This is a genomic window from Mycobacterium sp. RTGN6 (assembly GCF_033804605.1).
In the GTDB taxonomy this organism is placed as follows: domain Bacteria; phylum Actinomycetota; class Actinomycetes; order Mycobacteriales; family Mycobacteriaceae; genus Mycobacterium.
Genome location: NZ_JAPZKZ010000016.1, coordinates 115,791 through 141,590, shown reverse-complemented (window position 1 = coordinate 141,590; position 25,800 = coordinate 115,791). Strand labels below are relative to the sequence as shown.

Sequence of the window (25,800 nt, the reverse complement as noted above, 5' to 3'; positions counted from 1 at the left end):
ATCGCCACCTGGAACGACAACCCCCGCCCGTACGTCTGGACCAAGACTGCCGACCAAATCCTGGCCAGCATCGGCAACTACTGCTCCAGAATTAATGACTCAGGACACTAGCTGCTGAGCGTCACCGTCCGCCGAAACTGCTGGGAGATCGCGAATTCTTGCCGAATCGCGATCTGTGCGCAGTCTCGGCGAGTCGTTGGGTGTTAGTCGATGCCCTGCAACGCCTGCTGTCCAAATTGGTTCATGCCGAGGGAACCTTCGGGCAACACCAGGTCGCCGCTGTCGATCCGGTTGCGCAGGTACGCGAACGTCTGAGCCGTCTGAGCGAAGAGATGCTCACCTGCCCGCAGCGGCGGACGCACCGTCGCGCCGTGAGACGCGAACTGCGGCAACGGCTTCACCTCGGTGTGGTAGTCAACGTTGAAGAACAACGGGAAGGAGTACCGCTCCTCGACGACCTTGCGGACCCGGTGGCTGGTGGCGACGAAGGCGCCGTTTGTCCACAGCTCCAGCATGTCGCCGATGTTGACGACGAAGGTGCCTGGTATCGGCGGCACGTCGATCCATTGCCCCGCGCCGTTGAGTACCTCGAGCCCCGGCGCGGTCGGCTTGAGCAGCGTGAAGCACTCGTAGTCGGTGTGCGCGCCGATGCCGAGCCCGTCTCGCGCATCGGGGTTGTACGGGTAGTGCACGAGCCGCAGCTGACTCGGCGTCTTGGTGGCGTGCCGGGAGAACACGTCCGGGTCCTCGCCGAGCGCCACCGCGAAGGCCCACAGCAGCCAGTGCCCGACCTCGAGCACCGCCGCGTAGTAGTCGGACACCGCGTCGGCGAATCCCGGCAGGTCCGGCCACGTGTTTGGGCCGAGCATCGGGTTGCCCGCGACGTAGTCGGGGTCGTCGGCGGGCAGGTCGAGTGCCGTGTCGAAGGCCTCCTTGAGGTCGGGAATGCCGGTCTCCACGCCTTCCTCCCCGACCGGCACGTAGCCGCGATGACAGCGCGACATGCCGATGTAGCTGCGCATCTTCTCCTCGACCGGCAACGCGAAGAACTCCTTGGTCGCCGCCAGCATGCGGTCGAACAGCGCGTCGTCGATGCCCGACCCGCTGATGTAGAGGAAGCCGATCTCGCGTGCGGCCGTACCGATCTCGGCCGCGACCCGTTCGCGCTCGGCCCGGTCGGGCGAGCGTAGCCCGCTGATGTCCACGACCGGTATCGACGTGAACGACGTTGCGCCACTCATGGATTCACGTTCCCTTCGCTTCGTTCGATGTTCCAGTGCACTCCGTTGGCCTGGACGTGGTCATCGGAAACCTCGATCGCCAGCGCGTTCCACCGCGGACCTCCGACGGTGTCGATCAGCACGGTGCCTGCGCCGGCCCAGCCGAACAGGTCGCCGACGCGTACCAGGAGGCCGGCTGCGCCGTCGGGCGCAGACAGGAACACGGCTCCGCTGGGGGTTCTCGGCCCCTCGTCGCGGACCCAGTGCTCGACGTAGTGCTCGTGAACGCCTGTCTCAATGAGCACGTCGCCATCCCAACGCATCGCACCCGCGTCGGGGAACGGGCCCGGCGGCTCCAGGTCGACGTCGCGGTGCCACGCGAAGACGTCATCGCGTTGGTGCAGCGTGCCCGCGAAACCACGGGAGTCGACGTAGCCGCTAATGCTCTGTAGCCACCGCACATCGGCACTGGTGTCGTGCGATCCGTCGGCGCCGATGAGCAGCGTGCGTCGCCACAGACCGGTGCACTGCGGAAGCGAGGGCACCGTCACGGTCGCGCCTCCGTCGAGGCCTCCCACTGACGGCGCAGTTGCGCCGCACCGCTTTCGGTCGGGGTGCCGAGCGCGCGCACTCTGGCGATCCCGCCGTCGGGAAAGGCCTGTACGCGAAGCGCCGTGACAGCCCGCACGTCGATGGCGAACACCTGGCGGGCGTCGGGGGCCAGCCGCATGCGAGCGAGCACGGGGACGTCGAACGGCACTAGCGCCCAACCGCGTTCACCGTCGGGACGGTCTCGGCTGCCCAGCACCGACACCTCGGTCGAGGCGTTGAACACGAAGCAGGACGTGTCGATCTCAAGGCGCCGCAGATCGGCGGGCACCGCGAACGAGATCATCACCGCATCGTGGGTGTCGGGGCCGACGTCACGTCGGCGTCGCGTCTCCCAGCCGTCCCCCATGTTGCGCGGCCGGTCCGGTGCGATCAGCGCGCACGCGTGCGAATAGAAGCTGTCGCTGCACCATTCGACGCGACCGCCGTGCTCGACGCCAGACACTTCGACGGTGACGTCTTCCCACAGGTCGGGGTCGGGGATCACCGTGCCGTAGGCCCGCAGCCGGGCGACTCCCCCGTCCGAGTCCAGGCGCAGCCGCAGGTGCGTCCAGCGTCGGTGGTCGTCCACCGCGAGCAGGTTGTGCGAATCCGGTTTCAGGACGGTGTGATTCACCAAGGGCGTCCACGACACCCCTGACGCGGTCGGGTCGGACGTCAGGTCGAGCACGCACGCATCGATCCGGCATCCGGTCGGGTGATTGCCCGAGAAGAATCGTGTGTCCACGTCGACGGTGTGCAACCGGCCGGGCGCCCCGAGCCGGACTATCGCCCAGTCGCCGTCGCGACCGGCGTGCCGCCGGGTTTCCCAACCGTCGACCACCTCACCGCGGAAGTCGTAGGTGCCGGGCACGAAGGCGGGTTCCTTCGCGTCGACGAGGCATTCCTTGAAGCCGAAGGACTCGTCGCTGGCCGCCACGACACTGCCGCCCAGTGTCCGCGACGCGAGATCGACGTCGCTCGCGCCGTTTCCGTTGATGGTCACGACTCCAGCCCAAGCGCGCGGGACAACGGCCAGTGGCTGCGCGAGTTGTCCGGGCCCGGCGCGTACACCCCGGCCTTGCTCGTCGACAAGCCCAGTCCGACGAGCGCTTGCGCCAGCGCGACCGCGGCGGCGACGCCATCGACGGCGGGGACGCCCAGCTTCGCCGAGATCGCGTCGGTCACTCCGGCCATCCCCGCGCAGCCCAGGCAGATGACGTCGGCCCCATCGTCGCGCACGGCGCGGGCGGCCTCCTCGACGATGGCCGCGACCGCGCCCGCCGGATCGGCGTCCACCTCGGCGGTGCCCAGTCCGCAGGCCCGCACCGACGCGCAGTGCGCATCGAGTCCGGCCAGCATCAAGCGGTCCTCGATCGGCGCGATCGAGCGAGCCAGCGTGGTCACGACGGAGAACCGGCGCCCGACGAGATGCGCGACGTGCGCGGCACATTCGGCGATGTCGAGCACGGGCACCGACAGCATCTCGGCCAACGCATCCCTGCCGTGTTCACCGAAGCCGGCGAGCACCACCGCGTCGAAGTCGAAGTCACCGCCGTCGAACAGTCCGGCGACGACGTCCATCACCCCGACCGCGGACAGGTAGCTCTCGGCCGCCGAGTCGATCGCCACGGCACCGAACAGCGGTGCCAGACAAACGATTTCCGTTCCCTCGTGCGCCGCCGCTCGGGCCGCGGTGGCGATCTCGGCGGTCATCGTGTCCGACGTGTTGGGGTTGAGCACCAGGATTCTCATACCGGCTGGCACACCTCGCCGAACGCCAGCCTGCCGGCGACCCACGTCTGCAGCACCGCTCCACGAAGCGATGCGCCGTCGTACGGACTGACCGGATGCCGGTGCCGCAGTTCGACGGTGCGAACGACGTCCTGTGCGTCCGGGTCGAAAACGCACAAGTCGGCCCGCAGGCCGACGGCGATGCGTCCGCGGTCGGCCAGTCCAGCCAGCGCCGCGGGCCGCTCCGACATCCAGCGACTCACCGCCTCGAGCCCGACGCCGCGCCGGACCGCCTGGGTCCACACCGCCCGCGGCCCGAGCTGCAGTGAGCTCACCCCGCCGAAGGCGCGCCCGAAGTCGCCCTCGCCCTTGAACTCCGGGGCGCACGGCGAGTGGTCGGACACGATCATGTCGAGCGTTCCGTCACCGAGCGCCTCCCACAGCAGGGCTCGGTTCGCCGCGCTGCGGATCGGTGGGCAGGACGCGAACTCGGTGCCGCCGTCGGGGATCGTCTCGGCGTCGAACGTCAGGTAGTGCGGACAGGTCTCGGCGGTGACGGGGATTCCGGACCGCTTGGCCTCGGCCAGCACGGGCAGCACGGTGGCGCTCGAGACGTGCACGACATGAGCACGGGCGCCCGTGTCGGCGGCAGCGTCGAGCACCAGTGCCACGGCGTCGTACTCTGCCGCATCCGGGCGGGAGTCCAGGAACGACGCGTAGCCACGGCCACCCGGCCGCGGGCTGCCGCCGATGACCTCGTGACTCTCGGCGTGTACCAGCATCACCGAGCCCAAGTCGGCGATCTGGACCATCGCGCGCCGGAACTCGGCAGGGTTCAGGTGGCCGAAGTTCGGGTTCCCGGAGTCGGCGAGGAAGCACTTGAAGCCGGCCACCCCTGCCTCGGCCAGTGGCCCGAGCTCGTCGATGTTCTCGGGCACCACGCCGGCCCAGAAGGCGACGTCGACGGCGCAGTTGCCCTCGGCCACCGCCCGTTTGACGTGCAACGCCTCTACCGTGGTGGTCACCGGGTCGGAGTCGAGCGGCATGTCCACCAACGTGGTGATGCCGCCCGCCGCCGCGGCTGCGGTCGCCGATGCGAAACCCTCCCAGTCGGTGCCCGGTTCATTGACGTGAACGTGGGTGTCGACGAAACCGGGAAGCAACACCGCGTGCGTGGGCACCGTGACGTCGACGGGCGCGCGATAGTCGGCGTGCACCGGACCGATCGACGCGATCCGCCCGTCGCGCATCGCCACTGCGGCCGGGCGAAACTCACCGTCGAGCAACGCTCGATCGGCGCGCAGCACCAGGTCCATTACCCGGACACCGGACCGAAGCGCTCGTGGAAGTGGTGGGTCAGCTCTGGCCACACGTGCGGATCGTGGCCCGGGATCAGCTGATAACCCTTGTCGCGGGCCAGCTTCTTGAGCCTGCGGATCGGTTCGATCGTCTCCTCGGGCTCTACGTCGATGAAGCCGCCGATCGCCAGTTCGTGCTCGATGTTCTCCGTCAGGTCGGCGGCGTCGAACGCGAAGACGAACCCATCGCCGCCCACGGACTCGTCGAGTTCGACGACGAAGCTCTGATGGCCGGGCGTGTGCCCGTACGTCGGCACTGCCGTGATCCCTGGCGCGATCTCGGCCTCGCCGTCGGCCAGCCGCCAATCGATGTTGGGGTCATCGAAGTCGACCCGCACGATCGCATGCTTCTCCGGCTCTGGGTGATTCGACAGGCCGTACTCCAGTTCCCGGCGCTGGGCGTGCACCGGAACCTTGCCCGCGAACAGTTTCAGCCCGCCCGCGTGGTCGTGGTGCAGATGGCTGACCGCGACGGTGTGGATGTCGTCGACGTCGACACCGATGTCGTGCAACGACTCCTCAATGGGCTCACCGGGACCCGGCAGCACCGGGATGTACTCGACACTCGGGAAGAACCGGCGGTACAGCGCCGGGTCCCGGACGAGCGCGGTGTTGAACCCCGTGTCGAGCAGCACCCAGCCGCCGTCGGTCTGCAGCAGCACGCCCGGTACCGGTTCGCGCATTCGCAGTTCGGGCGAAGCCCCGTGCACCGAAACGGATTTCGGCAGCTCCTCCCAACCCAGCGTCAGCAGGATGATCCGGCGTACCTTCCCCTTTCGAACGAGGTTCACCGGCTACCCCACCGAAAGTGCGGCGATCCGCAGCGAATTCGGGTTCGACAACGCGTGCGCCTGCTCGACGCCCTTGAGCCACGGCTGGGCGACGACGAAGTCGTCGATGTCGGCGATGTTCAGCCAGCAGCCGGTGGCCTGTGCCTCCGTACCCGCATCCGAGAACGTCTTGGGGTCACCGGTCGGCAGTCCAGCCGCCAGCGCGGCGGATAGCCGCGGCGACGAGCAGCCCAGATAGTTGATGCCGCCATCGGCGTCCCAGGAGATGTGGCCCCAGGTGTACGGCGAGGGCGCATCAGGCCACACCATCCCTGTGTAGATCTCCGGTGCCGCCTGCATGTCAGTACCGATCCAGCCGTAGATCTCAGAGGTTGGGTAACCCTGCACCTTCGCCGTGAGTCCGGCCGCGGCGAGCTGAGTCTGAACGATGTTGCTGATCAACTGGCTGTCGGGGTTGCTGGTGTCGTAGCCGATGGTCACCGACTTCTGATCGGCGGGCAACGCGGCGGCGATCTTGGTCAGCGCAGCGGGATCCTTTGTCAGAGTCTGCTTTCCGTACTCCGAGGCGAGCACGTAGGGCGGATACATCTGAGCGCCGACCTTGCCCCGGCCGAAGAAGGCCTGTTTGGCCAACGCGTCGACGTCGAGGGCCTGCAGCACCGCCGCCCTGGTGGCCTGATCCTTCATGAGGCCCTTGCTCGGATTGATGTAGAAGTAGCTCGACATCATGGTGGGCAACGAGTAGTTCGAGTACTTATCGTCCTTCAAGTACTGCTCAACGGCCGACGAAGGCAGGTCATGCAGAATCGCGGCGATCTGACCGTTGTTGAACTGCAGCTGCATGGCGGACGCATCGGTGATGACCGGCATCTCTACCTTCTCGAAATACGGCTTCGGGCCCCAATACTCGGGAAACACCGCCATCGCGTAGTGCGATCCGACCTGTGCGTCCGTCAGCGTGTAAGGCCCGGTGCCGAGGTCGTGGGTGGTCAGATAGCCCTGGGCGAAGTCCGAGCCGCCATTCTTCTGCAGCCCCGTCGGACTCATCATCCGCGGGCCGTACGGCGAGGCGAGGATCGAAAGGAACTCCGAATTGGGCGCCTTCAGCGTGATGGTCGCGGCGTAATCCCCTTGGGTAGTGACCGATTCGACGTCTTTGACCATGTATGCGGGCCCACCGCCGACGGCCAGTCTCCTGTCGAAGGACGCCTTGATCGCAGCTGAGGTGAACGGTGTCCCGTCGTGGAACTTCACGCCTTCGCGCAGTTTGAACGTGAAGACCTTGTTGTCGGGCGACGCGGTCCACTCGGTGGCCAGCAGCGGCTCGAATTCGGGCTTGTCCGTGCCGCCCTTGTACTGCAGCAGGCCTTCATAGGTGTTGGTGGTCATCAGCAGACCCTGTCCGGCGTAGTACACGTCGGGGTCTGGCGGTTGGCCCGGATCCTGCAGGAAGGACAGGTGCAGCACCTTGTCGGTGGGGGCGGCGTTCGGCGTGCCGCCGCCCGAATCCGAACCACCGCAGGCCGACAGCGTCAGCATTGCGACGGCGCCGGCGACGGCAATTGCTTTGAATCGATTTTTCATCGTGCTGCTCCTTCAAGGACGGGACCGGCGGTCCGTTCCAGTTGTGCGAATGCGGTGAGGATCTCGTCGGTGGTGCGCATGGCGCCGGTCTGCAGGTACTCCATGGCTGCGAGCGCCGCGTCGTGGAGGTATTGCGACGAGCCGCCGACGCAGTCGGTCACCACGCGGACGTAGAAGTCGCGCTGGTGCGCGTCGGCGAAGGTGTAGTGCACGCACACGTCGGTGAGTCCCCCGACCAGGATCAGCGTGGAGGCCTTCAGCCCGCGCAGGACGATCTCGAAATCCGTTCCGATGAAACCGGAGTAGCGCCGCTTGACGATGTGAAACTCGTCGGGCAGCGGCCGCAGCGACGGCTCCAGATCGGTACCGGGCTGGCCTTCGACGCAGTGCACGCCCTCGGTGCCATCCAGTTCACGGCCGAAGTCCACCCCGCTGGGGCGGTGCACCTCCTGGAAGAACACCACGGGCACACCGGCCGCGCGCGCCGCGGCGAGCAGCCTTTCGGCCCGCTCGACGCGTACGGCGTGACCGGGCATCACGGGAATTCCCGCTTCCTGCGCCGACATTGCGCCGCCCTCTTGCATGTCGACGACGACCAGTACGGGATTGCCCACGATCAGTGGCTGTGTTGGCACCTAACCTCCTGTGACTGCGATTCGGGGATCTGCCGCTGCCTGCAGGAGATCGACTGCGGTATTGATGACGACGTAGAGCACGCCGAGCATCAGCGTGACGCCTGCGATGGCGGGAAAGTCGGCGACCGGGATGCTCTGCGCGATGTACTGACCGATGCCCGGCCAGCCAAACACCTGCTCGACCACGAGCACGCCCGAGAACATCAACCCGATCTGCAGTCCCGTCATCGACATGGCGGCGCCCACGCAGTTGCGCAACACGTGCCCAATCATGATTCGGCTCTCGGAAAGGCCCTTGGCCCTTGCGGTCCTGGCGTAGTCGCTGTCCTCGTCGGTCAACAGGCTGGATCGCAACACTCGGCCGATCGCGACCGCCGGGCCGAGCGCGATCACGACGGCAGGAAGGATCAGGTGATGCAGCGCGTCGGTGACGACATCGAACCGCCCGGCGAGCAATCCGTCGATGGTCAACAACCCGGTTGGCCCGTCTGGCGGGTTGGCCACACTGATCCGGCCGTTCGCCGGCACCCAGCCCAGCTTCTGGTAGAACACGATCAGCCCGACTATCCCCAGCAGGAACATCGGTGCCGCTGCGCCGGTGAACAACACGGCGCGCAGCACCTGCGAACCCGGCCAATTCAGCGTCGTACCGAAGGCCAGCAACGCGGCAAGGATCAGCGCTACCGCAATGCCGTACAACGCCAATTCGAGTGTCGCCGGGAAGAAGTCGCCCAGATCGCTGCTGACCGGATGCCGGGTGCGGTACGAGGAGCCGAGATCACCCTGCACCGCCCCGGTGAGGTAGCGCCAGAACTGGTTGATCACTGGCTGATCCAGTCCGAGCGCCTGCCGACGGGCAGCTACGGCCTCCGCCGATGCGTTCGCGCCCAATTGAGCCTTCACCGGATCCATCGGCGAAATGTGCTGCAGCACGAACATCACCGCCGTCAGAGCGATGAGGATCACCACCGTGGCGCCCAGTCGGGACAGGACGAAGTTCCGCATGCCTGCCTCCTAGCTCGTCTTCATCAGGTTGCGTAGGCCGTCGCCCGCGATGTTGGCGATCAGGGCGAGCACGAGCACGGCGAGGCCGGGCATCACCGGGACCCACCACTGCTGCAGGAAGTACGTGAGATTTCGGGCAGCGTCGGCGCCGAGCTCGGGCGCCGGCGCGGATTGGCCAAGCCCGAGGAACGACAGCGCAGCCAACGTGAGGATCAAAGTACCGATGTCGAGGCTGGCTGCGACCAACGCGTTGGGCACCGCGCCCGGCAACAGATGCCGCAGAGCGAGCCGAATCTGGCCGACGCCAGCCAGTTTGGCGGCTTCGACGTGCGGACGCGCGGCGAGCCGGGCCACCTCGCCGCGCACCAGGCGCGCGTAGAACGGCCACCAGACGATCGACACCGCGATCAGGGTGTGGATGAATCCGGGGCCAAGCGCGGCGACCACAGCGATCGCCAGCACGGGGGCCGGCAGTGACAGGAACCCATCGGTGATTCTCATCAGAAGTCCGTCGACCCAGCCGCCGAACGTACCGGCTATGAGGCCGATCAGCCCGCCGATGATCAGCCCGACGGCCACGACCACCAGGGCCGCGAACCAACTCGACTGCACCCCGTAGAGCACCCGGGACAGGATGTCGCGCCCGACACTGTCGCTGCCGAGCAGGAAGCCATCCTTGCCCGGTGCCTGCAGTGGCATCCCGATCGGCACCAGCGGATCGTGCGGCGAGATGACGGGGACCGCCACCGCGACGATCGTCACGACCAGGATCAAGCTAACCGCTGCCCAATTGAGCAGCATGGACGGCGATTTCGGCAGCGACGGTAGCCGTATCCGGCCACGCGTGAGCGTGCCTGCGGGGGCCGCAATCGCCATGTCAGCTCGCCTTCCGCTCGATACAGGCCACCTGGTGCGGATTTCCCGGTGCACCCTCGAGCCGGACGTCGAGCTGCCGGTCACTGCAGGTGTCGACTGCGATCGAGCAGCGCGGATGAAACGCACAGCCGGTCGGCGGCGACAGCGGGCTGGCGGGTTCGCCTGCCAACACCCGTGATTCGCGGTCCAGGTCCGGTATCGAGTCGACCAGCGCCTGGGTGTACGGGTGGGTGGGCCGGTTGATGACGTCGTCGGCGGGGCCAAGCTCGACGATCCGGCCCAGGTACATGACGGCGATCCGGTCGGCGACCACCCGGGCCACCGATAGGTCATGGGTGACGAAGACGACGGACATGTCCAGGCTGCGGCGGAGATCCCCGATCAGGTTGAGCACCGATGCCGCCAGCGATACGTCGAGCGCACTGGTGGGCTCGTCGCACAACAGCACCGATGGCGGTACCACGGTCGCGCGCGCCAACGAAACCCGTTGCCGCTGTCCGCCGGAGAGCTGCCCGGCGCGCGACTTCGCGATCTCCACCGGCAGTCCGACGCGGTCCAGCACCTTGGCCACGGCGTCGGCGCGCTGGGCGCGCGACAGCTTCGCGCCTCGTAGCCGCTCGCCGATCAGCTCGCCCACCGACAGCCACGGCGTCAGCGACGCCCCGGCGTCTTGGAACACCATTTGAGGGCTCTGCCCACCCGCCAGTTCGACGGCGCCGGTGGTCGGATTCTCCAGACCGGCGATGACCCGCAGCAGGGTGGACTTGCCCGAGCCGCTCTCCCCGACCAGCGCCAGCGATTCGCCATGCCCGACGGTCAGCGAGATGCCGCGCAGGGCGTGAAGTTTCCCGCCCTTGTCACCGGAACGGTCGAGCACGCGTCGCTTCACCACGAACGTCTTCGTGACGTCGCGGATCACCACCGACGGCGGAACGGAGTCGTCGGGTCCGAACTCGTCGAACGTCTCGCCCATGTTGGTGGCACCGCCGCCCAGCCGGTCAACCACCTCGTCGAACGGGAGCACGCAGGCGCTGACCCGGTCGTCGGCCACGGCGGTCGGCTCGGGTGGGGTCGTGGAGCACTCGGGGGTTTCCAGCACGCACCTCGGCGCGAACGCGCAACCGGACAATGGCGTCACGGCGCTGGGCACCGACCCGGCCAACGCGGCCAGGCGTTGGTCGCGTGCCGTGTCGAGGGTGAGCCGCGAGCGCAGCAGCCCGTGGGTGTAGGGGTGCGCGGGTGTGCCGAGCACGTCCGCGGTCGGGCCGAGTTCGGCGATGCGACCCGCGTAGAGCACGGCGATCCGGTCGGAGATCTGGGCCGCGACGCCGAGGTCGTGGGTGATCAGCACAATGCTGCAACCGATTTCGTCGCGAAGCCGCTGCAGCAGGCGGAGCACCTGAGCCTGGACGGTGACGTCGAGGGCGGTGGTCGGCTCGTCGGCGACGATGAGTTCGGGATCGCCTGCGATCGCGATCGCGATCATGACGCGCTGCCGCAGTCCGCCCGAGAGTTCGTGAGGGTAGGCCCGCATGCGTCGCTTGGGCTCCGGGATGCCGACCGCCGTCAACAGGCGAAGGGCCTCCTCGTCGCTGCCTGCCGCCTCCGCGACCTGCTTGCCAATCCGCATGGTCGGGTTCAGCGACGTCATCGGATCCTGGAACACCGCCCCCAGGTCGAGCCTGCGCACTTTCCGCAGCGCCTTGGCGTCGCCGTTGACCATGTCCGAACCGGTCACCCGAACGGTGCCCTCGATCTTGGCCAGTTTGGGCAGCAGTCCGAGCAGGGTGAATCCCAGCACGCTCTTTCCGGACCCCGATTCGCCGACCAGGCCGAGGATTTCGCCCGGTGCGATCGCGAGTGACACTCCGCGCAACGCGTGCACGTCGCGTCCGTTCCGACGGAACGTGACCTTCAACCCGTCGATGGTCGCGACGGAATCAGGGGTTGACGGCGGCACAGCGCACACCGCCGGTGCGTCGACTGCGGAAACGCCGATGCCCATCGTGGGGACTCCTGGGAGTGAGCTCGCGATGCCGCGGCACATCCGCGTGCCATGGCCTGTCAGTTGACAGTTTTCACAACAGGTGCGCCTGATGGGTGTCGCCGGCGTAACCAAATGGCGGCGCAGGTAACCGATTCGTGTCACGCGTTTCTGTCGTGTGACAGAAACGATTCGGCTTGCGGATTTCGTCCGGTCATGGTCCACGATGGGACGATGCCGCTCGCCAAGGCCGGACGTCCCCGCCTGAACAACAAGCGGCGCCCGGGGATGACGGCGCGCGACGAAATCCTTGACGCCGCAGGCGAATTGTTCACCACACTGGGGTACGCGGGGACGTCGACGCGGAATATCGCCGAGTCGGTCGGCATCCGTCAGGCCTCGCTCTACCACTACTTCAAGACCAAGGACGACATCCTGTGTGCGCTGCTGAGCCACACCGTCAGCCCCACGTTGTCGTTCATCCCGACGCTGTTGGGTGCCCAACCCGCCCTCACCGCCGCCGAGCACCTGCACGCGCTCTCGGCCTTCGACGGCCACCAGCTGCTGGCGGGCAGGTGGAACCTGGGTGCGCTGTATCTGCTGCCGGAACTTCGCGGCGCGGGCCTGGAACCCTTCTGGTCGGACCGGGAGCGGCTGCGGCTGCACTACCTGGCGCTGAGCACGGCCGTCATCGAGCAGACCGGCATCAACGAGGCGGCTGCCGACCTGCCGTTCCGTCTGGTCGAGTCGCTAGTGAACATGTGGTCGGTGCCGCCGGGCCCCGAGCGCGAGCAACTGCCGGTCCACGTCGCCGACGCATGCATGCGCGTGCTCGGCATCGCCGACGGCGCCACGCCCACCTTGCGCGGGCGCACCGCGGCCCTCATGCAGGCACGCCCGTGACCTCGCGCTCGTCGGCCTGCGGGTAGTCCGAACCCACGACGACGAGCGGGGTGCCGGGATCCACCTGGTTTCCGGCTTCGACGAGCACATGGGTGACGACGCCGTCGTACGGTGCGGTGACGATGGTCTCCATCTTCATCGCCTCCAATGCCAACAGCGCCTGACCGGCCACCACCCGCTCGCCTACCGCGACGTCGACCTTCCACACGCTCGACGAGAACGGCGCGTCGACGAACTGCTCGCCGTCGTCGAGCACGAGCTCGGACGTCACGGCGGCCGCCTTCGACTCCGCCCGCTCCGCCCGGTCGAACTCACCTGCCGCCGCCCACGCCGCGCGTTCCGTGGCGAAGGCCGCGCCTTGCCTGGCCCGGAACGCGTCGATCGAGGCGGCGTGCTCGGCCAGGAACCGCTCGTGTTCGGCGAGCGCGAACACGCCGGGGGTGACGTCGAGCTCGCCGCGGCCCGCGGCGATGTCGGCCCGCAGGTCCAGCAACTCTTCGGCGGATACCGGATACCAGCTGATGCGGTCGAAGAACCTGAGCAGCCAAGGGTTTTCCGGTTCGAAGGGCGAGGTGTGGCGGTAGCGGCTCCACACCTGTGTCGTGCGGCCCACGAACTGGTAGCCGCCCGGTCCCTCCATCCCGTAGATGCACAGATACGCCCCGCCGATGCCGACGGAGTTCTCGGCCGTCCAGGTACGGGCAGGGTTGTACTTGGTGGTGACCAGTCGGTGCCGCGGATCGAGCGGCGTGGCCACTGGCGCGCCGAGGTAGACGTCCCCGAGTCCGAGCGTGAGGTACTCCGCGGAGAACACGATGTCCATGACGTCGGACTGCGACGCTAAACCGTTGATGCGACGGATGAACTCGATGTTCGACGGGCACCACGGCGCGTCGTCGCGCACGCCGGAGACGTAGCGGGCGATCGCCTCCCGCGTCGCCGGGTCGTCCCAGCTCAGCGGCAGCCGCACGGATCGGCTCGGCACGACGAGGTCCGAGGCGCCGGGCAGCTCGTCCTCGAGTTCGCGCAGCAGCCCGAGCAATCGGTCGATCGACAGCACGTCCGGGTCGACGTGCACCTGCAGTGAACGTATTCCCGGTGTGAGGTCGACGATTCCGGACACCGCCCCGTCGGCCCGCACCTGCTCCAGTCGTTGGTGCAGCGCGTGCACGCGGGCCCGCAGGGCAAGGTCGAGCACCATGTCGCCGTACTCGACGAGCACGTTGTCGTCTCCGTTGCGGCGGTACGTGACGGCGGGTGCACCTTCGCACACACGGCTACCGAGGATGCCGTCGTCGCCGTCACCTCGGGTGTCGAATCGCGTTGGGTGGCAACGCGTGACGCTGAGGTCGGTCCGCGACGGTGCGTCGGCCGCTCGGATCGGAACGAACCGTACGGTGTCCCCCGGCCGAAGCTGCCCAAGTTTCCAGCGGTCCGCGGACACCACGGTGACCGGGCACACGAATCCTCCAAGGCTCGGACCGTCCGGGCCAAGCAGGATGGGCGTGTCACCGGTGAAGTCCAGCGCACCAACCGAATAGGCGTTGTCGTGGATGTTCGACGGGTGTAGTCCAGCCTCCCCGCCATCGGGCCGTGCCCATCGCGGCCGGGGGCCTTCGAGTCGCACACCGGTGCGAGCGGAGTTGAAGTGCACGCGGTACGACGCGGCGAACAGCGTGTCCATGTCGTCGCGGGTGAAGAACTCCGGGGCGCCCTGGGGTCCCTCGGTGACTGCCAGTTCCCACTCCGACGACATCGCGGGACGCACCTCGGCGGGCACTGCGCCGGAACCGGTCAGCGACGCAGCGGGCGCCGCGCGCAGCACGTCGCCGGCAATGAGCGGGCGGCCACCGTGACCGCCGAACCGTCCGAGCGTGAACGTCGATGCGCTGCCCAGGTACGGCGGGACGTCCAAGCCACCCTCGACGAGTACGTAGGTGCGCAGCCCGGTCGTGTCGGCAGCGCCGACGTCCAGCAGTCCGTCGGCGGGTAGCTCGATGCGCTCCCACATCGGAGCGGGCACACCGTCGACGGTGACCAGACACTCCGCACCGGTGACGCAGACCGCGGTCGGGTGCGTCGCGCGTAGCGCCGGCCCCGATGCGGTGCACTCGAGTCCCGGTGCGCCGTCCGCATTCCCGAGCGCACGGTTGCCGAGCCGGAACGACAAGTCGTCCATGGGCCCGCTCGGCGGGACTCCGACGCCCCACAGCCCGACCCGACCGGGCAGGTCCTGAACCGTCGTCAGCAGCCCGGGTCGCTCGACGGTGATGCGCGGACGGGGATCGACGACGTCGGCCAACGTGGCGGTGTCGTGCCGCGCGACCCGAACGTCGGGGTGGTCGAGCGCCGCCCGCAGCGTTCCGACGTTGCACTCGATGCCGTGCAGCTCGGTGGCGTCAAGCGCGCGGGCCAGCGCGTCGAAGGCCTCATCGCGATCGGCACCGGACGCAATCACCTTGGCCAGCAACGGGTCGTAGGACGCCGAGACCTCGGTGCCTACCTCGACCCAGGTGTCGACGCGCGCGTCGGCTGCGCCGGGAAACTCCACCGCGGTCAGCGTTCCGGTGCTCGGGCGGTAGTCGCGCGACGGGTCCTCCGCGTAGACGCGGGCCTCCACCGCGTGGCCGCGCACCGGCACGGCACCGGACACCGCGTCCGCAGGTAGGTGGGCGGCCAGTACGTCGCGCTCGCCGCGGGCGAGCCGGAACATCCACGCGGCCAGGTCGATTCCGGTGACCGCCTCGGTGACGGGGTGCTCGACCTGCAGGCGTGCGTTCACCTCGAGGAACGACGCCTCGGCCCGCCGCGGGTCGTACACGAACTCGACGGTGCCTGCGGATCGGTAGCCGACGGACGCGGCCAGGTCCCGCGACGACGAATGTAGCTGCGCTCTCACGTGATCCGGAAGAAGTGGTGCTGGCGCCTCTTCGATCACCTTTTGGTTCCTGCGCTGCAGCGTGCAGTCCCGATCACCGAGCGACACCACCCGACCCGTGCCGTCGCCGAAGATCTGCACCTCGACGTGGCGCGCGTGTTCGACGAATCGCTCGACGAAGACGCCCGCCGTCCCGAAGCTGCGCTCGGCCAGTCGGGCGACGCGGTCGAACGCGACCCGCAGTTCGGCCGGGTCCCGGCAGACCCGCATGCCGATTCCCCCACCGCCGCCGGTCGCCTTGAGCATCACCGGATATCCGAGCTCGTCGGCGGCCGCGATCGCCGCGGTTGCGTCGTCGAGCAGCCCGGAACCCGGGAAGACGGGAACGTCCGCCGCCAAGGCCGCGGCGCGGGCGGTGTGCTTCGTGCCGAACACCCGCAGCTGGGGTGGTGTCGGGCCCACGAACACCAGGCCGGCGGCTTCGGCGGCGGCGGCGAATTCGGCGTCCTCGGAAAGGAATCCGTAGCCGGGGTGAATCATGTCGGCGCCGGCGGCCGTGGCGGCGTCGAGAATCGCGTCCACCCGCAGGTAGCTTTCGCTCGGCGCCGCCGGACCGAGTCGCACCGAGTCGTCGGCGAGTCGCACGTGTGGCGCCGCACGGTCGGCGTCGGAGAAGACCGCGATGGTTCTGATTCCCAGCAGCCGGGCAGCTCGGATTAGCCGCACGGCGATCTCACCGCGATTGGCGATCAACACTGCGCCGGTCACTGGGCTCCCCGAGGACGTTGCGGCGCCGGGTCGGCGCGCTTTTCTGTCAGATGATAGTTTTCGCCGTTGCTCGGGGTGCGGTGGTTGCGCCGGTGTAACCGATCTCGGGCGAGGAGTTAAGAACGTGCTGCGTGGGTTTCCCCGGCGTGACGGTCCCGGCTAGGTTGCGAACGTGTTCCACGTGCTGACGCTGACGTACCTGCAGCCCACCGACGTCGTCGCCCAGACCAGGCCCGCTCACCTCGAGTGGCTCAACGACGAGGTCGCGCGTGGACGGCTGCTGTTGACCGGCCGACTGGAGGACCAGACCGGCGGTGTGTTGGTCACGGGCGACATCAGCACCGAGGACGCCGAGGAACTGATGGCCACCGATCCGTACACACTGGCCGGGCTCGTGCGCTACGAGCGGACCGGCTTCACCGGCGGCGTGCGCGCTCCCGGCTTGTGAGCTAGCTGACCTCCGGAAATAATCGCAACCAGCCGCCCGTTGGGTGGACGAGAGGCGCATCGCCGCGCCCGATTCGTTACCTTCGCTAAGCTTCTTGGTGAAGGCTCGTTTGCAACACGACATTAAAGAGGCAGGCAGAAGACATGACTACGACGGTTTCCGCATACGCCGCGACCTCGGCCACCGAGCCGCTGAGCAAGACCACCATCGAGCGCCGCGACGTCGGGCCGAACGATGTCGCGATCGACATCAAGTTCGCCGGCATCTGCCACTCCGACCTGCACACCGTGCGCGGCGAGTGGGGCGACGTCGAGTATCCGATGGTGCCCGGTCACGAGATCGCGGGCATCGTCACCGACGTCGGGTCGGACGTGACCAAGTACCAGGTCGGCGACCGCGTCGGCGTCGGCTGCTTCGTCGACTCCTGTCGCGAGTGCGACAACTGCAAGGCCGGCGAGGAGCAGTACTGCACCAACCCGAGCATGACTGGCACCTACAACGGAGTCGGACGCGACGGCAAGCCCACGCAGGGCGGATACAGCGACGCGATCGTCGTCGACGCGAACTACGTGCTGCGCATCCCCGACTCCATCCCGCTGGACAAGGCGGCTCCGCTGCTGTGCGCGGGCATCACCACCTACTCTCCGCTGCGGCACTGGGGCGCCGGACCGGGCAAGCGCGTCGCCGTCATCGGCCTCGGCGGCCTCGGCCACCTCGGCGTCAAGCTGGCCGCGGCGATGGGCGCGGAGGTCGCCGTGCTGAGCCAGTCGCTGAAGAAGATGGAGGACGGCCTGCGCCTCGGCGCCTCCGAGTACTACGCCACCAGCGACGCCGACACGTTCAAGAAGCTGAAGGGGTCGTTCGACCTGATCCTCAACACGGTCTCGGCGAACCTCGACATGGCCGACTACCTCGGCCTGCTCAAGCTGGACGGGACGCTCGTCGAACTCGGCATGCCCGAGCACCCGATGCCGGTGCCGGCCGGGGCGCTGATCTTCGGACGCAAGAGCATCTCGGGGTCGTTGATCGGCGGTATCCGCGAGACCCAGGAGATGCTCGACTTCTGCGCCGAGCACGACGTCACGCCGGAAATCGAGGTCATCGAGGCGACCTACGTCAACGAGGCCTACGAGCGGATGCTCGCCAGCGACGTGCGCTACCGCTTCGTCATCGACAACGCGACGCTGTAGCCGAAGGGGCTACTCGCCCACGCCAGTCAACGGCCATCCGGCGGCGGCGAGGGTGGCGGCCACTCGCTTGACGTTCTCCGGGCCCGCGTCGTGATGGGTGACGTCGGCGATGAACGCCTCGATCTCGTCGGTGGTGAGCTCGCCGTCGGCCAGCGCCGTGGAGTCGGTGTCCGTGATGTTGCGGACGACTTCCTTGATCTGGTCTTCGGTCAGCGGCGTGCTGCGCAGTAGGGCGAGCAGCGGAACCCGGTCGGGTCCGGGGACGCCCTCGGGGTAGCCGGCACGAAGCCAGTCGAGGATGGACTGCAGAAGCGACGTGGTGGTCACCCGCCAAGTGTCTCGGGCGCAGCGCGTCCGCACCAGAATCCCTCGCCACAGTTCACCGGGCGTTCATGCGCCGTCAGACCCGGATGATCCTCAGGTCGGCCACGCCGTCGAGAGCGTCGAAGTCATCGTCCTGAGTGACCACAGGCAACCCACGTGACGCGGCGATGGCTGCGATCCACAGGTCGTTGATTCGCACTCGTCGACCGGACTCCGCAAGGTGTATGCGAAGCCGTGCCCACATTCGGGCCGCGTCTTCGTCGACCGGCAGCGCCTCCATGTCGGACACGGTGTCGAGCGTGGCGAGTCGTTGTGCGCGGATGTCGGAATTGGTGGCCGCGAGAACGCCGGCAGTGAGTTCAGCGAGCGTGACGACGGTGGTAGCGACTTCGGCGGGAATGCGCGCGGAGTCGAGTTGCCGGCCGGATTCCGCGGCGATGAACACCGAGGTGTCGAGGATGCCGGCGGCGAGCGGATCGCTCATCGGATGGGTTCGAGATCGTCGGTGGTATCGCCCGCCAGGATCGCGAGGTCGGCGCGGAGCCCGGGATCGGCTTGGGCGCGTTGCAGCCGTGCCATGAACTCCGGTCCCGCGAGCCAGCGGCGGCGCTGCGGGCGGACCGGGGTCAGAATCGCGACAGCGCGGCCCTTGACGGTGATCGTCACGTCCTCGCCGGCCTGCACGCGGCGAAGTACGCCAGCGGTGTCATTGCGCAGTTCGCGGGAAGCTATCTCAGACATGCTACGACTGTAGCACTACCGTAGCAACAAGCCGCTGCGCCAGCTTCACCATCGCGCCCGGCTCGACTCACGACCCAGCCCTTGCGCTCTAGCTTGCTAGCATACTAGCGTGAGAGCGTGCCCGACGACGACGTGAAGCAGTTCAACGTCTACCTGCCGGTCGGATTGATCCGGCAGGTCAAGCACCACGCGATCGAGACCGAGCTGTCCCTGTCCGCGTTGGTCGCCGAAGCGCTACGGGCCTACCTCGCATCACACGAAGAGGAGCGATGACATGACCGACGGCTTGGAAGCGATCTACCTGGAGACCCACAATTGGGGCAAGTCCGCCAAGTTCTTCCAAAGACTTGGCTACACAGTCGATTTCGAGACTGACCACAATTCCGGCCAACTGCGCAACGGCGACGGACCGTACCTGTTCATCGCCGAGGTCCCCGAGAGTCGCGAGCCGGGAATTCAGTTGGTGCTCGCCGTCCCCGGCGAGGACGCGGACTCGCTCGACGGACTCGAGGTCGTCACTCCGTTCGAGACCACCCATTGGGGCGCAAGGGAAATGGAACTGCGCGACCCCGACGGTCGGCTCTGGCGGCTGCACGTCAAGGACGCGAAGTGACCGTGGAGCAGTCCGCACCCGACGGCACCGCGGTCCGTGTTGCGCTGTGGCGCGCGTTGCATCTCGAAGTGGACGAGCCGCCGCACGTGATCGCCGACGACATCGGACGGGCGCTGGCCCAGCCCGAGTCCGACTGGCGTTCGCACGGCGACATGCATCCCATCGGCACCGCGGGGTTTCGCGCATCCATCGTCGGGCGGGCCCGCTTCCTCGACGACCTGGTGCGCGAGCGGGCCGCCACCGGGGTCGGTCAGTACGTCATCCTCGGCGCAGGGCTGGACACGTTCGCCCAGCGCCATCCCGACGTGGCCGCCTCACTGCAAATCTACGAAGTGGACCAGCCCGGCACTCAGGCGTGGAAGCGCCGCAGGCTCGCCGAGGAGGGCTACCAGCTACCCGAGGGACTCCACTTCGTTCCGGTCGACTTCGAGATGGGTGAATCGTGGTGGGATGCCTTGAAGCTCAATGGTTTCGACGCGGATAGCCCGGCCGTCGTCTCCTCGACTGGCGTCAGCATGTACCTGACGCGCGAGGCCACCGACGCCACGCTTCGGCAGGTGGCCGCCTTGGCGCCGGGCTCGACGTTGGCGATGACGTTCATGCTGCCGCTGGATCTGCTCGACGACGTCGAGCGGCCGATGCTGGCCGGCGTCGAGGCACAGGCCCGCGCCTCGGGCACGCCGTTCATCAGCCACTACGCGCCGGACGAGCTGGTCGACATGTGCCGCGCCGCGGGCTTCGCCTCCGCGCGTGTGGTGGGCCCCGACGAGTTGACCGAGCGGTACTTCGCGGGGCGCGGCGACGGGCTGCGACCACCCAGCGCGGAACAGTTCGTCGTCGCAACGGTGTGATGCAGTCGCGGCACCGATGACACACTGACGCCATGACGGATAGGGACATCTACGAACGGCTGGGCAAGCTCGAGCAGCTCGTCCGACACCTCTACGAGCGGACGGGCGTGCCGATCCCCGATCTGCAGACCCTCTACCGAACTGACGTGTCGGACAACGTGCGACAGCTGGTGGCCTCGGGCAACAAGATCGCCGCCATCAAGGCCTACCGCGCCGAGGCGGGCGTCGACCTGGCCACCGCAAGCCAGGTCATCGACTCGCTCTGACGCCGCCTTAGCGGTCGATGGCGGCCATGTTGCCTTCGTCGTGGCGTTCACCGGCGGCAGGGGTGAGGTTGTTGAGCCGCTCGAGCTGTTCGACGCTGAGTTCGATGCCATCGGCAGCGGTGTTCTCCTCCACGCGGGCGACCCGCTTGGTGCCGGGGATCGGGGCGATGTCGTCACCCTGCGCGAGCAGCCAGGCAAGTGCGATCTGCGCCGGTGTGGCGTCTGCCTCGGCGGCGACGGCTGCGACCTCGTCGACGATGCGCAGGTTGCGCTGAAAGTTCTCGCCAACGAAGCGCGGATTGGTCTTGCGCCAGTCGTCATCGGAAATATCTGCGGTGGAACGGATTTCGCCGGTGAGGAAGCCGTGACCCAGCGGCGAGTAGGGCACGAAACCGACGCCCAGCTCGCGCAGCAGCGGCAGCAACTCAGCCTCCACGTCGCGCGTCCACAGCGAATACTCCGTCTGAAGCGCGGTGATCGGATGCACCGAGTGGGCGCGGCGGATCGTGTCGACCCCGGCCTCGGACAGTCCGATGTGACGAACCTTGCCCTCGGCCACCAGCTCGGCCAGGGCGCCGACGGTGTCCTCGATCGGGGTGTTCGGGTCGACCCGGTGCTGGTAGTACAGGTCGATGTGACCGATGTCGAGTCGTCTTAGCGAGCCCTCTACTGCGGCACGGACGTTCGCGGGGCTGCTGTCGACGACGCCTGGCCCGCCACCGGAATGCGACACCAGTCCGAACTTCGTCGCCACCACCACCTCGTCGCGGCGACGCTTGATCGCCCGGCCGACGAGCTCCTCGTTGAGGAAGGGGCCGTAGATCTCGGCGGTGTCGAGGTGGGTGACGCCCAAGTCGAGTGCCCGGTGGATGGTGCGGATCGACTCGGCTTCGCTGCCCTCCCCCGCGTTGTAGTAGCCGGACATCGACATCGCGCCCAGACCGATCCGGGAGACGTCCAGCTTGCCTAGCGTGATGTGCTTCATCAGTATCTCCAGTTCTTGATTTCTTTTTGTTTCCAGGCGATTTCGGGCCTGAAGTCGGGTCATTCGACGATCTGCATGTTGGCTTCATCCATGCGCGCACCGTGCACCGTGATCTTGGCGAAGTCGCTGTCGAGTTCCTGAAGGTCCGCGGGCGTCAGCGCAACGTTGACTGCGCCGAGGTTTTCGGTGAGGTGATCGATGTTGCGTGTGCCGGGGATGGGAACGATGAACGGCTTCTGCGCCAGCAGCCAGGCCAGTGCGAGCTGGGCGGGTGTCGCGTCCTTCTTCTCTGCGAACCGGTTCATCAGGTCGACGACCGGCATGTTCGCGGCCAGGGCTTCCGGGGTGAACCGCGGGAATCGAGATCGCAGGTCGGTTTGCGGGTCGAACCGAGCGCGGGCGTCGATCTTCCCGGTCAGATAGCCCTGTCCGAGTGGGCTCCACGGCACGAAGCCGATGCCCAATTCCTCGCAGGTATCGAGGACGCCGTTTCGCTCGGGATCGCGTGTCCACACGGAGTATTCGCTCTGCACTGCGGCCACGGGTTGAACGGCGTGCGCGCGGCGGATGGTGCGTGCGCTTGCCTCGGACAGACCGAAGTGCAGCACTTTCCCCTCGCTGATGAGCTCCTTGACCGCACCGGCCACGTCTTCGATCGGCACCGTCGGATCGACCCGGTGTTGGTAGTAGAGGTCGATGCGGTCGGTGCGCAGGCGCTGCAGCGACCCCTCGACCACCCTCTTGATGTGCTCGGGTCGACTCAGTGGTGCACCGGTACCTTCCACGTCGAACCCGAACTTGGTGGCGATGACGACGTCGTCGCGGAAGGGTGAGAGCGCTTCTCCGACAAGCTCTTCACTAGTATGCGGGCCGTACACCTCGGCGGTGTCGAAGAACGTCACACCCTTGTCATGCGCCGTGCGAATGGCGCGAATGCCTTGGTTTCGATCTGCGGGAGGTCCGTAGTTGGCGCTGATGCTCATGCACCCAGCACCGAGTTGCGAGACTTCCAGCGCTCCGAGTTTCCGTGTTGGCATCGAGTTGTCGCTCCGGTTCTCGAATTCCCGAGCTCGCTGCGAGCAGGCGGCCAACACCGGGAACCCGACCGCCAACCCCGCACCGACAAGAGCGGCTCGAGCCACGAGGTCGCGGCGACTGATTCCACGGACGTCGTCGTATTCAGTCATTTCGGAGGTCTCCTCCACCGTTGATGTCTGGTAGGTCTGCAACCAAGAAAACCGGAGCCGCCGGGTTGGTGACAGTGCCTGGTTAGCCATGTAATGGCAGACCACCCCTACCGTCGATGGGCGGACGTAATCTGACGGCGTGGACAGCAGTAACGAGATCCGCGAGTTCCTCGCCACCCGGCGGGCCAGGATCACTCCCCAGCAGGCCGGCCTGGCCACCTACGGCAGGCGACGCGTCCCCGGCCTGCGCCGCGAAGAGGTAGCGATGCTCGCCGGGGTGAGCACCGACTACTACGCCCGTCTGGAGCGAGGAAACCTCACCGGCGTCTCCGACAGCGTGCTCGAGGCGCTTGCCCGCGCGCTGCGCCTCGACGAGGCCGAACGTGCACACCTCCACGATCTGGCCCGCGCCGCCAACACCACGCCTCACACCCGCCGACGCCCCGCTTCGAAACAACAGCTCCGGCCCGTCGTGCAGCGGATCCTGGACGGAATGACCGCTCTGCCGGCGATCGTGCTCAACGCGCGTCTTGACCTGCTGGGCGCCAACCGACTCGCGGTCGCTCTGTACTCACTGGCGTACGACGACCCGTCGCGGCCGGTGAACCTCGCCAGGTTCTGCTTCCTCAACCCCCACGCCACCGCGCTCTACCCGCACTGGGACGACGCCGCGGACAGCACCGTGGCCATGCTGCGCATCGAAGCGGGCCGCAACCCCTACGACCGCGACTTGTCAGACCTCATCGGCGAGTTGTCCACTCGCAGCGAGACCTTCCGCAATCGGTGGGCTGCCCACAATGTGGTCCTGCACCGAGCGGGCGCCAAACGGTTCCATCACCCCGTGGTCGGCGACCTGAGCCTCGCCTACGAGGTGATGGAACTCTCGGCGGATACCGGTCTGACCCTCACCGCCTACAGTCCCGAACCCGATAGCCCATCTGCGGACGGACTAGCCCTGCTCGCCAGCTGGGCCGCGACATTGGATCAAAGCGACTCGGACGGGACGGCCCACCCGGCACCGCGGACTTAGAAGTCCCAGTCCTCGTCGGTGGTGTTGACGGCCTTGCCGATCACGTACGACGAACCCGAACCCGAGAAGAAGTCGTGGTTCTCGTCGGCGTTGGGCGAGAGCGCCGACAGGATCGCGGGATTCACGTCCGTCTCGTCCTTCGGGAACAGCGCCTCGTACCCGAGGTTCATCAGCGCCTTGTTGGCGTTGTAGCGCAGGAACTTCTTGACGTCCTCGGTCAGCCCGACCTCGTCGTAGAGGTCCTGGGTGTACTCCACCTCGTTGTCGTACAGCTCGAACAACAGCTCGTAGGTGTAGTCCTTGAGCTCGGCCCTGCGCGCCTCGTCCTCGAGTGCGAGCCCCTTCTGGTACTTGTAGCCGATGTAGTAGCCGTGCACGGCCTCGTCGCGGATGATCAGCCGGATCATGTCGGCGGTATTGGTCAGCTTGGCGCGGCTGCTCCAGTACATCGGGAGGTAGAAGCCCGAGTAGAACAGGAAGCTCTCCAACAACGTGGAGGCGACCTTGCGCTTGAGCGCGTCGTCACCCTTGTAGAAGTTCATGACGATCTCGGCCTTGCGCTGCAGGTTGGGGTTCTCCTCCGACCAGCGGAACGCCTCGTCGATCTCCACCGTCGAGCACAGCGTGGAGAAGATGTTGCTGTAGCTCTTCGCGTGCACCGACTCCATGAACGCGATGTTGGTGTAGACCGCCTCTTCGTGCTGAGTCAGCGCGTCGGGGATCAGGCTCACCGCGCCGACGGTGCCCTGGATGGTGTCGAGCAGCGTCAGCCCCGTGAAGACACGCATGGTCAGCTGCTTCTCGTGGGCCGTCAACGTCCCCCAGGACGGGATGTCGTTGGAGACGGGGACCTTCTCTGGCAACCAGAAATTGCCCGTCAGCCGGTCCCAGACCTCGGCGTCCTTGTCGTCCTGCAGTCGGTTCCAGTTGATGGCCGAAACGCGGTCGATCAGCTTCATTCCATCGGACACGTGAACCCCTTAAATCTGCAACATCGGACTGTGTTCGCAACACTACAACTGGGGTGTGACGACACGCTGCAACACAACACGTTGTGTCGCCACGAGTTTCTGGCTTCCTTGCTCAGGCAACGGGTTCGCGCCGTTGCACGCCCTCGTGCAGCGGCAAGTCCGGGTCGATCTTGATGCCGAGCAGTTCACAGGTGCCCTTGATCGCGCCGAGCATGATCGTCGTCATGTGAGCAACGAACTCCTCGGCGGGCATCCGGCGCGGGCTGTGAAGCTCCGGGCCCAGCCACCAGTCCGTCGCCGCGGCCGCCGAACCGAACGTGGTGAACGCGGCGAGCTCGATGGCCGCCCCGTCCAGTTCCATCTCGCGCAGTTCGTTGCTGAACAAGTTGGCCATGGCCAGCGTGATCTCGCGGCCCTCGTTGATTGCGCGCATCGTCGACTCGCTCTGCTCGGCGAAGCGGCCCTGAATCAGAAAGCGGCAGACGTTGGGATGCTCGTCGACAAGCCGCACGTACTGCTCGACGCTGCGGCGAATCACCTCGCGAGCCGGATCGGACGCCAAGTTGATGTTTGGGAAGATCGCCGCCCACAGCATGTCCCGCAGCCGCTCGCCGATGGCCTGGAACAGGTCGGACTTGTCGGTGAAGTGGCGGTAGATCTTGGGCTTGGCGGTGCCCGCTTCCTCGGCGATCTCCCGTAGCGAGAGCTCGGGGCCCAACCGGTCGATCGCCCGGAACGCGGCGTCGACGATCTCCGCCCGAACCTTCTTGCGGTGCTCGCGCCAGCGTTCGCTGCGCGCGTCGACCTTCACCCCAGGCGGGGGGCCGGGACGGGGGATGGACGGTCTGCGCACGGGAATACTGTACCCGC

The 25,800-nt window shown here is 67.2% G+C and carries 27 protein-coding genes and 1 pseudogene; 9 read left to right on the top strand and 19 right to left on the bottom strand.

Annotated elements, in window-relative coordinates:
• Positions 1-111 (top strand): annotated as a pseudogene (locus tag SLQ33_RS31450) (IS630 family transposase); the annotation flags it as partial.
• 92 nt (positions 112-203) lie between these two features.
• Here SLQ33_RS31450 and SLQ33_RS31445 read toward each other — a convergent pair.
• Genes SLQ33_RS31445 through SLQ33_RS31395 form a run of 11 tightly spaced genes read right to left on the bottom strand, consistent with a single transcriptional unit; the run spans position 204 to position 11,796 of the window.
• Entirely contained in the window at positions 204-1,241 is a 1,038-nt protein-coding gene (locus SLQ33_RS31445; protein ID WP_319457852.1) for an isopenicillin N synthase family dioxygenase, read from the bottom strand.
• The gene (locus tag SLQ33_RS31440) at positions 1,238-1,771 is read right to left on the bottom strand and encodes a hypothetical protein (protein WP_319457851.1); all 534 of its coding nucleotides are present in this window, start codon (positions 1,769-1,771) and stop codon (positions 1,238-1,240) included. The genes SLQ33_RS31445 and SLQ33_RS31440 overlap by 4 nt, the downstream gene beginning before the upstream one ends.
• The gene (alc, locus tag SLQ33_RS31435) at positions 1,768-2,814 is read right to left on the bottom strand and encodes an allantoicase (protein WP_319457850.1); all 1,047 of its coding nucleotides are present in this window, start codon (positions 2,812-2,814) and stop codon (positions 1,768-1,770) included. The genes SLQ33_RS31440 and alc overlap by 4 nt, the downstream gene beginning before the upstream one ends.
• Positions 2,811-3,563, bottom strand: a complete 753-nt coding sequence (locus tag SLQ33_RS31430; protein WP_319457849.1) for an aspartate/glutamate racemase family protein — start codon at positions 3,561-3,563, stop codon at positions 2,811-2,813. The genes alc and SLQ33_RS31430 overlap by 4 nt, the downstream gene beginning before the upstream one ends.
• Positions 3,560-4,858 carry an allantoinase AllB gene (gene allB / locus SLQ33_RS31425; protein WP_319457848.1) on the bottom strand — a complete coding sequence of 433 codons (1,299 nt, stop codon included), beginning with the start codon at positions 4,856-4,858 and terminating at the stop codon, positions 3,560-3,562. The genes SLQ33_RS31430 and allB overlap by 4 nt, the downstream gene beginning before the upstream one ends.
• Positions 4,858-5,691, bottom strand: a complete 834-nt coding sequence (locus SLQ33_RS31420) for an N-acyl homoserine lactonase family protein (RefSeq protein ID WP_319457847.1) — start codon at positions 5,689-5,691, stop codon at positions 4,858-4,860. The genes allB and SLQ33_RS31420 overlap by 1 nt, the downstream gene beginning before the upstream one ends.
• 3 nt (positions 5,692-5,694) lie before the next feature.
• Positions 5,695-7,275 (bottom strand): ABC transporter substrate-binding protein, encoded by a 1,581-nt coding sequence (locus tag SLQ33_RS31415; protein WP_319457846.1) that lies wholly within the window; start codon positions 7,273-7,275, stop codon positions 5,695-5,697.
• Positions 7,272-7,910, bottom strand: a complete 639-nt coding sequence (locus tag SLQ33_RS31410; RefSeq protein ID WP_319457845.1) for a cysteine hydrolase — start codon at positions 7,908-7,910, stop codon at positions 7,272-7,274. The genes SLQ33_RS31415 and SLQ33_RS31410 overlap by 4 nt, the downstream gene beginning before the upstream one ends.
• A complete protein-coding gene (locus SLQ33_RS31405) occupies positions 7,911-8,915 on the bottom strand; it encodes an ABC transporter permease (protein ID WP_319457844.1) in 1,005 nt (334 codons plus the stop codon).
• Between the two features lie 9 nt (positions 8,916-8,924).
• Positions 8,925-9,791, bottom strand: a complete 867-nt coding sequence (locus SLQ33_RS31400) for an ABC transporter permease (protein ID WP_319457843.1) — start codon at positions 9,789-9,791, stop codon at positions 8,925-8,927.
• 1 nt (position 9,792) lies between these two features.
• Positions 9,793-11,796: an ABC transporter ATP-binding protein gene (locus SLQ33_RS31395; protein WP_319457842.1), complete on the bottom strand. Its 2,004-nt coding sequence runs from the start codon at positions 11,794-11,796 to the stop codon at positions 9,793-9,795.
• Between the two features lie 213 nt (positions 11,797-12,009).
• Between SLQ33_RS31395 and SLQ33_RS31390 the strand changes: the two genes are divergently transcribed.
• Positions 12,010-12,678 carry a TetR/AcrR family transcriptional regulator gene (locus SLQ33_RS31390; protein ID WP_319457841.1) on the top strand — a complete coding sequence of 223 codons (669 nt, stop codon included), beginning with the start codon at positions 12,010-12,012 and terminating at the stop codon, positions 12,676-12,678.
• Here SLQ33_RS31390 and uca read toward each other — a convergent pair.
• A complete protein-coding gene (gene uca, locus SLQ33_RS31385; RefSeq protein WP_319457840.1) occupies positions 12,659-16,324 on the bottom strand; it encodes an urea carboxylase in 3,666 nt (1,221 codons plus the stop codon). The two genes, SLQ33_RS31390 and uca, sit on opposite strands and share 20 nt — an antisense overlap.
• A 172-nt stretch (positions 16,325-16,496) precedes the next feature.
• Between uca and SLQ33_RS31380 the strand changes: the two genes are divergently transcribed.
• Positions 16,497-16,772, top strand: a complete 276-nt coding sequence (locus tag SLQ33_RS31380) for a YciI family protein (RefSeq protein ID WP_319457839.1) — start codon at positions 16,497-16,499, stop codon at positions 16,770-16,772.
• A 143-nt stretch (positions 16,773-16,915) separates the two neighbouring features.
• Complete coding sequence (locus tag SLQ33_RS31375; RefSeq protein ID WP_319457838.1) at positions 16,916-17,962, top strand: NAD(P)-dependent alcohol dehydrogenase; 1,047 nt, start codon at positions 16,916-16,918, stop codon at positions 17,960-17,962.
• Between the two features lie 9 nt (positions 17,963-17,971).
• Here SLQ33_RS31375 and SLQ33_RS31370 read toward each other — a convergent pair whose 3' ends face one another.
• The 3 genes from SLQ33_RS31370 to SLQ33_RS31360 form a co-directional block, all read right to left on the bottom strand.
• A complete protein-coding gene (locus SLQ33_RS31370; protein ID WP_319457837.1) occupies positions 17,972-18,289 on the bottom strand; it encodes a DUF3349 domain-containing protein in 318 nt (105 codons plus the stop codon).
• Between the two features lie 73 nt (positions 18,290-18,362).
• Positions 18,363-18,770: a type II toxin-antitoxin system VapC family toxin gene (locus SLQ33_RS31365; protein ID WP_319457836.1), complete on the bottom strand. Its 408-nt coding sequence runs from the start codon at positions 18,768-18,770 to the stop codon at positions 18,363-18,365.
• Entirely contained in the window at positions 18,767-19,027 is a 261-nt protein-coding gene (locus SLQ33_RS31360; protein ID WP_319457835.1) for a type II toxin-antitoxin system prevent-host-death family antitoxin, read from the bottom strand. Before SLQ33_RS31360 ends, SLQ33_RS31365 begins: the two co-directional genes overlap by 4 nt.
• Positions 19,028-19,144: 117 nt before the next feature.
• Between SLQ33_RS31360 and SLQ33_RS31355 the strand changes: the two genes are divergently transcribed.
• Genes SLQ33_RS31355 through SLQ33_RS31340 form a run of 4 tightly spaced genes read left to right on the top strand, consistent with a single transcriptional unit; the run spans position 19,145 to position 20,757 of the window.
• Entirely contained in the window at positions 19,145-19,300 is a 156-nt protein-coding gene (locus tag SLQ33_RS31355; RefSeq protein WP_319457834.1) for a ribbon-helix-helix protein, CopG family, read from the top strand.
• 1 nt (position 19,301) lies between these two features.
• Entirely contained in the window at positions 19,302-19,640 is a 339-nt protein-coding gene (locus SLQ33_RS31350) for a VOC family protein (RefSeq protein WP_319457833.1), read from the top strand.
• A 2-nt stretch (positions 19,641-19,642) separates the two neighbouring features.
• Positions 19,643-20,491: a class I SAM-dependent methyltransferase gene (locus SLQ33_RS31345; protein WP_319457855.1), complete on the top strand. Its 849-nt coding sequence runs from the start codon at positions 19,643-19,645 to the stop codon at positions 20,489-20,491.
• Between the two features lie 32 nt (positions 20,492-20,523).
• Positions 20,524-20,757 (top strand): hypothetical protein, encoded by a 234-nt coding sequence (locus SLQ33_RS31340; RefSeq protein ID WP_319457832.1) that lies wholly within the window; start codon positions 20,524-20,526, stop codon positions 20,755-20,757.
• A gap of 7 nt (positions 20,758-20,764) precedes the next feature.
• On the opposite strand, the gene SLQ33_RS31335 is transcribed toward SLQ33_RS31340, so the two are convergent.
• Both SLQ33_RS31335 and SLQ33_RS31330 read right to left on the bottom strand, forming a co-directional pair.
• A complete protein-coding gene (locus tag SLQ33_RS31335; RefSeq protein WP_319457831.1) occupies positions 20,765-21,742 on the bottom strand; it encodes an aldo/keto reductase in 978 nt (325 codons plus the stop codon).
• Positions 21,743-21,801: 59 nt separating this feature from the next.
• Positions 21,802-22,929, bottom strand: coding sequence for an aldo/keto reductase (locus SLQ33_RS31330; RefSeq protein ID WP_319457830.1), 1,128 nt, complete (start codon positions 22,927-22,929; stop codon positions 21,802-21,804).
• 139 nt (positions 22,930-23,068) lie between these two features.
• On the opposite strand from SLQ33_RS31330, the gene SLQ33_RS31325 reads away from it, so the two are divergent.
• Complete coding sequence (locus SLQ33_RS31325) at positions 23,069-23,959, top strand: helix-turn-helix transcriptional regulator (RefSeq protein ID WP_319457829.1); 891 nt, start codon at positions 23,069-23,071, stop codon at positions 23,957-23,959.
• Here the strand turns inward: SLQ33_RS31325 and nrdF are convergent.
• The gene (nrdF, locus tag SLQ33_RS31320; protein ID WP_413467761.1) at positions 23,956-24,918 is read right to left on the bottom strand and encodes a class 1b ribonucleoside-diphosphate reductase subunit beta; all 963 of its coding nucleotides are present in this window, start codon (positions 24,916-24,918) and stop codon (positions 23,956-23,958) included. The genes SLQ33_RS31325 and nrdF overlap by 4 nt on opposite strands.
• Positions 24,919-25,042: 124 nt before the next feature.
• Positions 25,043-25,783 carry a TetR/AcrR family transcriptional regulator gene (locus SLQ33_RS31315; RefSeq protein ID WP_319457827.1) on the bottom strand — a complete coding sequence of 247 codons (741 nt, stop codon included), beginning with the start codon at positions 25,781-25,783 and terminating at the stop codon, positions 25,043-25,045.
• Positions 25,784-25,800: the final 17 nt, after the last annotated feature.